The sequence below is a fragment of the Streptomyces odontomachi genome (assembly GCF_024435355.1).
Lineage (GTDB): Bacteria > Actinomycetota > Actinomycetes > Streptomycetales > Streptomycetaceae > Streptomyces > Streptomyces odontomachi.
On sequence record NZ_JAMJWG010000013.1, the window covers coordinates 16196 to 28484 of the forward strand.

Consider the following 12289-nt stretch of genomic DNA (forward strand, 5'->3'; position numbering starts at 1 on the left):
CGGAGCCCGGACCCGGCAACGTTCACGGTGTTCTCGTGCCCGTCCCGCGGCGCCGGTATGGGAAGCGTGTTGTGTTTCGTCCGGGCAGCGGGAACCTGGAAGTGGGGGAGGCACCCATGAGACGGAAGACCGAACTGCGGGGCAGGGCCGCCCGACTGGCCCGGCTGCTGCCGGCCGGCACCGGCCGGGCGGCCCGTACGCCCTTCGTGGTGTTGATCGTGGTGCTGCTGAGCGGCGGCCTGCTCACCCTGCTGATGCTGAACTCCTCCCTCAACGAGGGCTCGTTCGAGCTGAGCAAGATCGAGAAGCAGACCACCGACCTCACCGACGAGGAGCAGGCCCTCCAGCGTGAGGTGAGCGGCTACGAGGACCCGGGCGCCCTGGAGCGCCGCGCCCACGGCCTCGGCATGGTGCCGGGCGGTGACCCGGCCTTCATCAGCCCGGACGGCACCGTGCGCGGCGTCCCCGGTGCCCCCGCGCCGGCTCCGGAGCCCTCGCCGACCCCCACCGCCACCGGCGGCACCACCGGCCCCGGCGGCACCGCAACGTCCGGCGCCGGCACCCCGAGCGCCTCGGGGACCGCGTCGCACGGGACCGCCGGCGCCGGCCCCGAACCCACCACTTCGACCTTGGCCAGGTGACGCCGTGACCGACAGGGAAGCCCCGCGCCGTCGCGTACCCCCGCCCGCCCGGGCGGCCGGTCAGGCGGGCCGGGACGGCCGCCGTGCAGGCGCCGGCCCGGGCGCCCGCCCCACGCGCCGGCCGCGACCCGCCGGCAGCGGAGCCCGCCCGGGTGGCCGCACCATCCGGCTGGGCAGCCCCCGGCCCCGGCTGCGCATGGTGAGCCTCGGCCTGACGCTGATCATGCTGGCGTTCGTCGGGCGGCTCTTCCAGGTGCAGGGCCTCGACGCCAGCGCCTACGCGGCCAAGGCCGCCGAGAACCGCTACACCAGCCAGCCGCTGACGGCGGAGCGCGGCGGCATCACGGACCGCAGCGGCGTCGACCTCGCCATCAGCGTGGACGCCTACGACATCACCGCCGACCCGTCGATGTTCACCGCCGAGGCCACCAAGGTCCCCGGTGCGCCCCAGCAGGCGGCGGCGCTGCTCGGCCCGATCCTCGGCGAGTCCACGGCCACCCTGACGAAGAAGCTCAGCCTGCCCAGGACCCGTTACGTGCTGCTGGCGCGCCGCCAGACCCCGCAGGTCTGGAACCAGATCAAGGACCTCAAGAACGCCCTCGCCGACAAGGCGGCCAGCGACCCGAAGGCCGGCAACGTACTCGCCGGCGTCTTCCAGCAGCCCAGCAGCAAACGCGTCTACCCCAACAACGACCTGGCCGCCGGGATACTGGGCTGGGTCAACGCCGCGGGCAAGGGCGCCGGCGGTCTCGAACTGCAACTCGACAAGCAGCTGGCCGGCCGGAACGGCAAGATCACCTACGCCCAGTCCGGCGGCCACCAGGTGCCCACCGCAGGCAGCAGCGTCACCCCCGCCGTGCCCGGTGCGCAGGTCGAGCTCACCATCGACCGCGACATCCAGTGGGCCGCCCAGCACGCCATCACCGAGCAGGTGAAGAAGTCGAAGGCCGACCGGGGCTACGTGATAGTGCAGGACACCCGCACCGGTGAGGTGCTGGCCATGGCCAACTCCCCGGGGTTCGATCCGAACGACCTGGACAGCGCCAAGGACGCCCCCCTCGGCAACGCCGCCCTCCAGGACGCCTACGAGCCCGGCTCCACCGCCAAGCTGATGTCCATGGCCGCCGTCCTGGAGGAGAACGCCGCCACCGCGCTCACCCATGTCACGGTGCCGAACCGGCTGCACCGCGGCGATCGGCTCTTCTCGGACGACATCGAGCACCCCACCTGGTACCTCACGCTCAACGGCGTGCTCGCCAAGTCCAGCAACATCGGCACCATCCTCGCCACCGGACAGCTGGGCAAGACCCAGGCCGAGGCGGACCGGGTGCTGTACTCGTACCTGCGCAAGTTCGGCATCGGACGGCCCACCGGACTCGGCTTCCCCGGCGAGACGCAGGGCATCCTCGCGCCCCCCGACAAGTGGTCGCTCTCCCAGCAGTTCACCATCCCCTTCGGGCAGGGCGTCTCCGTCAACGCGCTCCAGGCCGCCTCCGTCTACTCGACCATCGCCAACGGCGGGGTACGCGTGGAGCCGACCCTGGTGCGCGGCACCAAGACCGCCGACGGCACCTTCACCCCCGCCGCCGCGCCCGCGAAGACCCGCGTGGTGAGCGAGAAGACCGCCAAGACGCTCGCACGGATGCTGGAGTCCGTCGTCGGCGACGAGGAGGGCACCGGCACCCTCGCCCGCATCCCCGGCTACCGGGTCGCCGGCAAGACCGGTACCGCCGACCGCGTCGATCCGGAAACCGGCCGCTACCACGGCTACACCTCGTCGTTCGCCGGCTTCGCCCCCGCTGACAAGCCGCGCGTCACCGTCTACTGCGTACTCCAGAACGCCACCAAGGGCAGTTACTACGGTGGACAGACCTGTGGACCGATCTTCAAACAGGTCATGGAGTTCGCACTGAAGACCCTCCAGGTGCCGCCCACCGGTGCAAAGCCGGACCGGCTGCCCGTCTCCTTCGACCCCGCCAGGGACTGACGCGCTCCACCGGTCCCCGGCCGGACTGCACCAGATCCGGGACTGCACAGAACCAGGAACCGCCCGTGACAACGATCACTCCCAACCCAGGGAACGCCCCCGAACCACAACCCACGCCCGACCCCGCCGCCCCCGTGACAACGCCAGGTCCCACCGCTACGGACGCCCCGGGCACCGCCCCCGTGGGCCCCGCCGAACCGGACGCGCAGCGACCCGATCACGCTGCGCAACGGCCCGGCGCTTTTGACTCACGGACCGTGGTGACCGGTACGCTCACCGCCGTGCGAAAGGCTGATCACACCCTCTCTTCCCAGGCCGTGCCCGGGACGCCGCGACCCGAGCAGGTCGGGGCCACTCCCCTCACGTCGCTGGCCGACCAGGTCGGGGTGCGCAGCACCGCCGCCCCGGCCGCCGGCTACCACGGCATCATGGTGACCGGCATCACCCATGACTCGCGCGCCGTGCGCCCAGGCGACCTGTACGCCGCGCTACCCGGCGCCCGGCTGCACGGCGCCGACTTCGCAGCGCAGGCCGCCGACCTCGGCGCCGTCGCCGTCCTCACCGACCCGGCGGGCACCGAGCGCGCCATGGCCACCGGGCTGCCCGTGCTCACCGTCGGCGATCCGCGCGGCCGGATGGGCGAGCTGGCCGCGACGGTCTACGGGCATCCCGGCCGCGATCTGCTCCAGATCGGCATCACCGGCACCTCGGGCAAGACCACCACGGCCTACCTGGTGCAGGGCGGCCTGACCGCGACCGGCTCGCTCGCCGGTCTGATCGGCACCGTGGAGACCCGCATCGGGGAGCAGCGCATCAAGTCCGAGCGCACCACCCCGGAGGCCACCGACCTCCAGGCGCTCTTCGCCGTGATGCGCGAGCGCGGCGTCGGCTCCGTGGCCATGGAGGTCTCCAGCCATGCGCTGGTCCTCGGCCGGGTCGACGCCTGCGTCTTCGACGTCGCCGTCTTCACCAACCTCAGCCCGGAGCACATGGAGTTCCACTCCGGCATGGAGGACTACTTCCGGGCCAAGGCGCAGCTGTTCACCAAGCTGCGTTCCAGGGCCGGCGTGGTCAACCTGGACGACGAGTACGGCCGCCGGCTGGTCCACGAGTCCGAGGTGCCCGTCACGACCTACTCGGCCGAAGGCCACCCCGACGCCGACTGGCGGGCCGCCGACGTGCAGGTGGGGCCGCTGGAGTCGACCTTCACGGTGATCAGTCCGGACGGGCGGCGCATCGCCGCGCGATCACCGCTGGCGGGCACCTTCAACGTCGCCAACGCGCTGGCGGCCATCGTCGCCCTCTCGGTCGCCGGGATCGACCCGCAGACCGCCGCCGACGGGGTCGCCGGCGTCCCGGGGGTGCCCGGCCGCCTGGAGCGCGTCGACGCCGGTCAGGAGTACCTCGCCGTGGTCGACTACGCCCACAAGACCGACGCCGTCGAATCGGTGCTGCGTGCGCTGCGCAAGGTCACCGAGGGCAAGTTGCACATCGTGCTCGGCTGCGGCGGCGAGCGCGACCAGACCAAACGCGGCCCCATGGGAGCCACCGCGGCCCGGCTCGCCGACGAGGCCGTCCTCACCTCCGACAACCCGCGTGGGGAGGACCCGCTCGCGATCCTGGCCGCCATGCTCGCCGGCGCCGCGCAGGTCCCGGCCCACGAGCGCGGCGAGGTCGCGGTCTTCGAGGACCGGGCGGCCGCCATCGCCGCCGCCGTGGCCCACGCGGGCCCCGGCGACACCGTGCTGATCGCGGGCAAGGGGCACGAGCAGGGGCAGGACATCGCCGGGGTGATCCGGCCCTTCGACGACCGCCAAGTGCTCCGCGAAGCCATTCAGCAGACCCAGGGATGAATTTGTGATCGCCCTCTCCCTCGCCGAGATCGCCACCATCGTCGGCGGGCAGACCCATGACATACCGGACCCCAGTGCCCTCGTCACCGGATCCGTCGTCCATGACTCCCGCGCCGTGCAGCAGGGCAGCCTGTTCGTCGCCTTCGCCGGCGAGCGCGTCGACGGGCACGACTACGCCGCCGGGGCCGTCGCGGCGGGCGCCGTCGCCGTGCTCGCCGCCCGGCCCGTCGGCGTGCCCGCCATCGTCGTGGACGACGTCCAGACCGCGCTCGGGGCCCTCGCCCGCACCGTCGTCGAACGACTGGGCGCCACCGTGGTGGCGCTCACCGGGTCCGCCGGCAAGACCAGCACCAAGGACCTCATCGCCCAGGTGCTCTCCAGCAAGGCCCCCACCGTGTGGACGCCCGGCTCCCTCAACAACGAGATCGGGCTGCCCCTCACCGCGCTGACCGCCACCGGCGACACCCGGTTCCTCGTCCTGGAGATGGGCGCCCGCGGCATCGGCCACATCCGCTACCTCACCAGCCTCACCCCGCCCCGCATCGGCCTGGTCCTGAACGTCGGCAGCGCCCACATCGGCGAGTTCGGCGGCAAGGAGCAGATCGCCCAGGCCAAGGGGGAGATGGTCGAGGCGCTGCCCGCCGCCGACGCGGGTGGCATCGCCGTCCTCAATGCGGACGATCCCCTCGTACGCGCCATGTCCGCCCGCACCACCGCACGCGTCGTCTTCTTCGGAGAGTCGAACGAAGCCGGCGAAGCCGACGTACGTGCCGAGAACGTCCGTCTCACCGACACCGGACAGCCCGCCTTCCGCCTTCACACACCCTCCGGGTGCAGCGACGTGACCTTGCGCCTGTACGGTGAGCATCACGTGTCGAACGCGCTTGCCGCGGCCGCCGTCGCCCATGAGTTGGGCCTGTCCGCATCCGAGATCGCCCAGGCGCTCTCCGCGGCCGGCACCCTCTCCCGTTGGCGGATGGAGGTCACCGAGCGCCCGGACGGCGTGACGGTGGTCAACGACGCCTACAACGCGAACCCCGAGTCCATGCGGGCCGCCTTGCGCGCGCTCGCGGCGATGGGCGAGGCCCGGCGGGCGAAGGGGGGACGAACGTGGGCGGTGCTCGGTGCGATGGCCGAGCTCGGGGACGAAGCTCTCGCCGAGCACGACGCGGTCGGACGGCTCGCCGTCCGGCTCAACGTGAGCAGGCTCGTGGCGGTCGGGGAGCGGGAAGCGGCCTGGCTGCGGGCGGGCGCCTACAACGAGGGTTCGTGGGGTGAGGAGTCGGTGCACGTGTCCGACGCACGGGCGGCGGTCGACCTGTTGCGCAGTGAGTTGCGCCCGGGGGATGTCGTGCTTGTGAAGGCATCAAGGTCGGTGGGTCTCGAGCGGGTGGCCACCGCCCTGCTGGAGGCGGACGGCGGATCGGGCCGGGCGGGCCTGGGCGAGGGCGAGGTCGTCGCCGGATGATGAACCAGATCCTGTTCTCGGGAGTCATCGGCCTGTTCCTGACTCTCGTGGGCACGCCTCTGCTGATCAAGCTGCTGGCCAGCAAGGGCTACGGCCAGTACATCCGCGACGACGGGCCGCGCGAGCACCACGCCAAGCGCGGCACGCCGACCATGGGTGGCATCGCGTTCATCCTGGCGACGATCATCGCCTACTTCCTCAGCAAGGTGATCACCGGCAAGCCGGTCACCTTCTCCGGCCTGCTGGTGCTCGGCCTGATGGCCGGCATGGGCCTGGTCGGCTTCCTGGACGACTACATCAAGATCGTCAAGCGTCGTTCGCTCGGGCTGCGCGCCAAGGCGAAGATGGCCGGCCAGCTGATCGTCGGCATCGCCTACGCCGTGCTGGGGCTGATGTTCGCGGACGTCCGCGGCCAGACCCCCGCCTCCACCAAGATCTCCTTCACGGAGGACATCGGGTGGAGCATCGGCCCGGTGCTGTTCGTCGTCTGGGCGCTGTTCATGATCCTCGCCATGTCGAACGGCGTGAACCTGACCGACGGCCTCGACGGCCTGGCCACCGGCGCCTCGGTGATGGTCTTCGGCGCCTACACGTTCATCGGGGTCTGGCAGTTCCAGGAGTCCTGCGCCAACGCGCAGACCCTCACCAACCCGCACGCGTGTTTCGAGGTGCGCGATCCGCTGGACCTCGCGGTGGTCGCCTCCGCGCTGATGGGCGCCTGCTTCGGCTTCCTGTGGTGGAACACCTCGCCCGCCAAGATCTTCATGGGTGACACCGGCTCCCTCGCGCTCGGCGGCGCGCTCGCCGGCCTCGCCATCTGCTCCCGCACGGAACTGCTGCTCGCCCTGCTCGGCGGCCTCTTCGTCCTGATCACCATGTCCGTGGTCATCCAGGTCGGCTCGTTCCGGCTCACCGGGCGGCGGGTCTTCCGGATGGCGCCGCTCCAGCACCACTTCGAACTCAAAGGCTGGTCCGAGGTCCTGGTCGTGGTCCGTTTCTGGATCATCCAGGGCATGTGCGTGATCGTCGGGCTCGGCCTCTTCTACGCCGGATGGGCAGCCAAGAAATGACCGACTGGCAGGGTAGGCGCGTCACCGTCGCCGGACTCGGCGTCTCCGGTATCCCGGCGGCCAAGGTGCTCCACGCGCGCGGCGCGATCGTCACGGTCGTCAATGACGGCGACGACGCACGCGCGCGCGAGCAGGCCGCCGAACTGGAGGCGCTCGGCGTCACCGTCCGCCTCGGTGACGGCGCCACCCTGCCCGAGGGCACCGAACTCGTCGTCACGACGCCCGGCTGGAACCCCGGCAAGCCGCTGTTCACGGCGGCACGCAAGGCCGGTCTGGAGATCTGGGGCGACGTGGAGCTGGCCTGGCGGCTGCGGGGCCCCGACTCGGCACCCTGGCTCGCGATCACGGGCACCAACGGCAAGACCACGACCACCCGGATGCTCGCCGCCATCCTGACGGCGGCGGGCCTGCGCACGGCCGCCGTCGGCAACATCGGCATCTCGCTCCTCGACGCGGTGCTGGGCGAGGAGCAGTACGACGTCCTGGCCGTGGAGCTGTCCAGCTACCAGCTGCACTGGGCGCCCTCCCTGCGGGCGCACTCCGCCACGGTGCTGAACCTCGCCCCCGACCACCTGGACTGGCACGGCTCCATGGAGGCCTACGTGGCCGACAAGGGCCGCATCTACCAGGGCAACAAGGTCGCCTGCGTCTACAACGTCGCCGACAAGGCCACCGAGGACCTGGTGCGCGCCGCCGACGTCGAGGAGGGCTGCCGCGCCATCGGATTCACCCTGGGCGCCCCCGCACCCTCCCAACTCGGCGTGGTGGACGGCGTCCTCGTCGACCGCGCCTTCGTCCCCGACCGGCAGCACCGGGCCCAGGAGCTCGCCGAGGTCGCCGACGTCCGCCCGCCCGCCCCGCACAACATCGCCAACGCCCTGGCGGCAGCGGCCCTGGCACGCGCCTACGGCGTGCCGGCCAGCGCCGTTCGGGACGGCCTGCGGGCGTTCAACCCCGACGCACACCGCATGCAGCACATCGCCGACGTCGACCGCGTCGCCTACGTCGACGACTCCAAGGCCACCAACACCCACGCCACCGAGGCATCCTTGGCGACCTACGAATCGGTGGTCTGGATCGCCGGTGGACTCGCCAAGGGCGCCGCCTTCGACGAACTCGTCGCCGGGGCGGCCCGCAGGCTGCGGGGCGTGGTGCTGATGGGTGCCGATCGCGCCCTGATCCGCGAAGCGCTTGCGCGACACGCGCCCGAAGTCCCGGTCGTCGACCTCGACCGGACCGACACTGGGGCGATGGCGGTGGCGGTCCGGGAAGCGGCACGGCTCGCCGCGCCGGGAGACACCGTGCTCCTCGCGCCGGCCTGCGCCTCCATGGATATGTTCACCAACTACAACGTGCGCGGAGACATGTTCGCGGAGGCGGTCCGCACGCTCCCCGCACAGGGCGCCTGACGGCACCGGTCGGCCGGATCACGGCCCGCGCCGGAACGCCGTGGTCCGTGGGGCGCCGGATGCTCTTTGGGAGGGACGCCTTGGCTCGGTTGGGGCTCGCAGCTCGTCGGGGGCCGCTCGGCACCGCGTACCACCGGAGGGTCCGTGCCCGGTAGGGGTGAGCGGATGCCGGAGCGCCGCGTCGGACGACCACCCGCCCCCCGGCGCGCCCCTGCGCCGCGGCCGGTGCCCCGTTGGGTGCCGCTCGGGGGGCTCGTGGGGCGCGTGCGGCGGGCGTGGGACCGGCCGCTGACGGCTTATTATGTGATCCTCGGCAGCTCGTTGCTGATCACCGTGCTCGGTCTGGTGATGGTCTACTCGGCTTCCGTGATCCGGGCGTTGCAGCTGTCGCTGCCCGCCGCGTACTTCTTCCGCAAGCAGTTCGTCGCGGCCCTGATCGGCGGAGGTCTGATGTTCGCCGCCGCCCGGATGCCGGTACGGCTGCACCGCGCCCTGGCCTATCCGCTGCTGGTCGGATCCGTCTTCCTGATGGTGCTGGTGCAGGTGCCCGGGATAGGGATCGCGGTGAACGGCAACCAGAACTGGATCTCGTTCGGCGGCCCCTTCCAGCTCCAACCCAGCGAGTTCGGCAAGCTGGCCCTGGTGCTCTGGGGCGCCGATCTGCTGGCGCGCAAGCAGGACAAGCGGCTGCTGGCGCAGTGGAAGCACATGCTGGTCCCACTGGTGCCGGCCACTTTCCTGCTGCTCGGACTGATCATGCTGGGCGGCGACATGGGCACGTCGATCATCCTCGGCGCCATCCTGTTCGGCCTGCTGTGGCTGGCCGGGGCGCCCACCCGGCTGTTCGCCGGGGTGCTCGCCGGCGCCTCGCTGATCGGCCTGCTGCTGATCGCCACCAGCCCCAACCGGATGGCCAGGCTCGGCTGCCTGGGCGCCACGGTGCCGGGCCCGGACGATCAGTGCTGGCAGGCGGTGCACGGCATCTACGCGCTCGCTTCCGGCGGCCTGTTCGGCTCCGGGCTCGGCGCGAGCGTGGAGAAGTGGGGCCAACTCCCCGAAGCCCACACCGACTTCATCTTCGCCGTCACCGGCGAGGAACTCGGCCTGGCGGGGACGCTGTCCGTGCTCGCACTGTTCACGCTGCTCGGCTACGCGGGCATCCGGGTGGCCGGGCGCACGGAGCAGCCGTTCGTGAGGTATGCCGCGGGAGGCGTCACCACCTGGATCACGGCCCAGGCCGTCATCAACGTCGGTGCGGTCCTCGGTCTGCTGCCGATCGCGGGGGTGCCGCTGCCGCTGTTCTCCTACGGTGGCTCCGCGCTGCTGCCGACCATGTTCGCCATCGGGTTGTTGATCGCCTTTGCCCGCGACGACCCGGCGGCGCGGATGGCCCTTGCGAGCCGCCAGAAGGCCGCCAAGCGTTCCGCGTCCTCGAAGGGCCCGGGAGATGCCCCCAGGGGGACCGTCTCGGGCAGGCCCATCTTTGGTAGAAAGTGGGCGGCACGAGGCGCCGCCTCCGACCGGGTGGACCGGACGGAGCAGGAGCCTCGTAGATGGCACACGATGCGACGGCGCGCAGCGGCGCGCTCGTCCGGAGAGCGGTGAATTTCGGTGCATGTCGTACTCGCCGGCGGGGGGACCGCCGGCCACATCGAGCCCGCGCTCGCCCTCGCGGACGCCCTGCGCAGGCAGGACCCGACCGTGGGGATCACGGCCCTGGGCACGGAGCGCGGACTCGAAACCCGTCTGGTGCCCGAGCGGGGCTACGAACTGGCGCTGATCCCCGCGGTACCGCTACCGCGCAAGCCCACCCCCGAGCTGATCACCGTGCCCGGGCGGCTGCGCGGCACGATCAAGGCGGCCGAGCAGGTCCTGGAGCGCACCAAGGCGGACGCCGTCGTCGGGTTCGGCGGCTATGTGGCGCTGCCCGGCTACCTGGCGGCCAAACGGCGCGGGGTGCCGATCATCATCCACGAGGCCAACGCGCGCCCCGGCCTGGCCAACAAGATCGGCTCCCGGTACGCGGCGCAGGTCGCGGTCTCCACCCCGGACAGCAAGCTGCGCAACTCGCGGTACATCGGCATCCCGCTGCGCCGCTCCATCGCCACCCTGGACCGCGCCGCCGCGCGCCCGGAGGGGCGCGCCGCCTTCGGGCTCGACCCGAACGCTCCGACGCTGCTGGTCTCCGGAGGCTCGCAGGGCGCACGCCGGCTCAACGAGGTGGTCCAGCGGGTCGCCCCCATGCTGCAACGCAGCGGCATCCAGATCCTGCATGCGGTCGGCCCGAAGAACGACATGCCGCACGTTGACAACATGCCGGGAATGCCCCCCTACATCCCGGTACCGTACCTGGATCGTATGGATCTCGCCTACGCCGCGGCCGACATGATGCTCTGCCGTGCGGGCGCGATGACCGTCGCCGAGCTGTCCGCCGTCGGACTGCCCGCCGCCTACGTCCCCCTGCCCATCGGCAACGGCGAACAGCGGCTGAACGCCCAGCCGGTGGTCAAGGCGGGCGGCGGCCTGCTCGTCGACGACGCCGAGCTGACGCCCGAGTGGGTGCAGGCCAACGTGCTGCCGGTGCTCTCCGATCCGCACCGGCTGTACGAGATGTCCCGCGCCGCTTCCGAGTTCGGCCGGCGGGACGCCGACGAACTGCTGGTCGGCATGGTGTACGAGGCGATCGCGGGACGCCGGGCAGCGTGACCGAAGGCCCATGGGGCCGCGGCCACGCGCCCGGCCGGAGACATCTCCCGGCAGCAGGTCGGGGGGAGTCACAGGAGGCATGACGACGTGTCCGGACCGACCACCGCCGATCCCGGCGAACGGCAGCGGCCCCAGGGCGACGGACCCGCGCGGCGCCGCGGCCCGCTCGGCAGCACCCGGCTGCCCCGCCTGCTGCGCGCCTGGCGGTTGCTCGGGCCGGTGCGCCGGCGCCGGCTCGCCGTCCTGGTCGCCGTCCTCGTGCTGGTGCTGGGAGGGTTCTCCGGCTGGGCGCTCTACGGCTCGTCGTGGCTGCGGGTCCGGCAGGTGAGCGTGACCGGAACCCAGGTGCTGAAGCCGGTGCAGGTGCGGGCCGTGGCGGCCGTGGGGCTCGGCACGCCCCTGGCGTCCGTGGACACCGACGCCGTGGCCGGTCGATTGCGGGCGGCGTTGCCGCGTATCGACTCGGTCGCCGTGGTGCGTTCCTGGCCGCATGAAATCCGCCTGGAAGTGACCGAGCGGAAGCCCGCCCTGCTTATCGAGAAGGGCGGGAAGTTCACGGAAGTGGATGCAAAAGGAGTGCGATTCGCGACGGTCGCGACGGCCCCGAAGGGTGTTCCCAGGCTGGAATTGGCCACCCGCCCGCAAGGGGGCAGCGCCACGAGTCTGCGCCGCTTCGGTCCCGACCGTCTGGTGCGCGAGGCGGTGCGGGTGGCCCAAGCCCTGCCGCCGGTCGTCGCCCACGATGTCCGGCTGGTCAAAGTCCGCTCATACGACAGTATCTCCGTGGAGTTGACCCGAGGCCGCGTGGTTCTCTGGGGGAGTGGCGAGCAGGGCGCCGAGAAGGGCAGAACGCTCACCGCTCTCATGAAAGCAGCTCCGCATGCCCGGCACTTCGACGTGACCGCCCCCAGCGCCCCTGCCGTATCGGGGAGTTGACGGCCGTCGTCGCAGGCCAGCACCCTGGTTGTGCAGCGCTACGGGTGATCACATAGGGTGAAAAGAAAAACGGGAGGTTCGGCGTGTTCATTGAACGGGCGCCACTTGTCGACTTAGTGTCCTGTTCCGAAGGGTCCACGTAACCCTGCACGGGACACACTGGTAACCCTAAACTTCACGGTTAGGGTTCGGGTCGGCGTTCGGAGCCAGTTCGAACCG

At 71.7% G+C, this 12289-nt stretch carries 9 protein-coding genes; all 9 read left to right on the forward strand.

Annotation, left to right across the window (positions count from 1 at the left end):
• Positions 1-116: 116 nt before the first annotated feature.
• The 9 genes from ftsL to NQO67_RS24900 all read left to right on the forward strand — a co-directional run bounded on the left by ftsL (position 117) and on the right by NQO67_RS24900 (position 12070).
• Entirely contained in the window at positions 117-641 is a 525-nt protein-coding gene (gene ftsL, locus NQO67_RS24860) for a cell division protein FtsL (RefSeq protein ID WP_255952462.1), read from the forward strand.
• A 4-nt stretch (positions 642-645) separates the two neighbouring features.
• Positions 646-2628, forward strand: a complete 1983-nt coding sequence (locus NQO67_RS24865) for a peptidoglycan D,D-transpeptidase FtsI family protein (RefSeq protein WP_255952463.1) — start codon at positions 646-648, stop codon at positions 2626-2628.
• 65 nt (positions 2629-2693) lie between these two features.
• Positions 2694-4481, forward strand: a complete 1788-nt coding sequence (locus NQO67_RS24870; protein ID WP_374119093.1) for a UDP-N-acetylmuramoyl-L-alanyl-D-glutamate--2,6-diaminopimelate ligase — start codon at positions 2694-2696, stop codon at positions 4479-4481.
• A 4-nt stretch (positions 4482-4485) separates the two neighbouring features.
• Positions 4486-5949, forward strand: coding sequence for a UDP-N-acetylmuramoyl-tripeptide--D-alanyl-D-alanine ligase (locus NQO67_RS24875; RefSeq protein WP_255952464.1), 1464 nt, complete (start codon positions 4486-4488; stop codon positions 5947-5949).
• Positions 5946-7019: a phospho-N-acetylmuramoyl-pentapeptide-transferase gene (mraY, locus tag NQO67_RS24880; protein WP_255952465.1), complete on the forward strand. Its 1074-nt coding sequence runs from the start codon at positions 5946-5948 to the stop codon at positions 7017-7019. Before NQO67_RS24875 ends, mraY begins: the two co-directional genes overlap by 4 nt.
• Positions 7016-8428, forward strand: coding sequence for a UDP-N-acetylmuramoyl-L-alanine--D-glutamate ligase (gene murD / locus NQO67_RS24885; RefSeq protein ID WP_255952466.1), 1413 nt, complete (start codon positions 7016-7018; stop codon positions 8426-8428). The genes mraY and murD overlap by 4 nt, the downstream gene beginning before the upstream one ends.
• Positions 8429-8593: 165 nt before the next feature.
• Entirely contained in the window at positions 8594-10033 is a 1440-nt protein-coding gene (ftsW, locus tag NQO67_RS24890; RefSeq protein ID WP_255952696.1) for a putative lipid II flippase FtsW, read from the forward strand.
• A 6-nt stretch (positions 10034-10039) separates the two neighbouring features.
• Positions 10040-11134 carry an undecaprenyldiphospho-muramoylpentapeptide beta-N-acetylglucosaminyltransferase gene (gene murG, locus NQO67_RS24895; protein ID WP_255952467.1) on the forward strand — a complete coding sequence of 365 codons (1095 nt, stop codon included), beginning with the start codon at positions 10040-10042 and terminating at the stop codon, positions 11132-11134.
• An 87-nt stretch (positions 11135-11221) separates the two neighbouring features.
• The gene (locus NQO67_RS24900; protein ID WP_255952468.1) at positions 11222-12070 is read left to right on the forward strand and encodes a cell division protein FtsQ/DivIB; all 849 of its coding nucleotides are present in this window, start codon (positions 11222-11224) and stop codon (positions 12068-12070) included.
• The last annotated feature ends 219 nt before the right edge of the window (positions 12071-12289 follow it).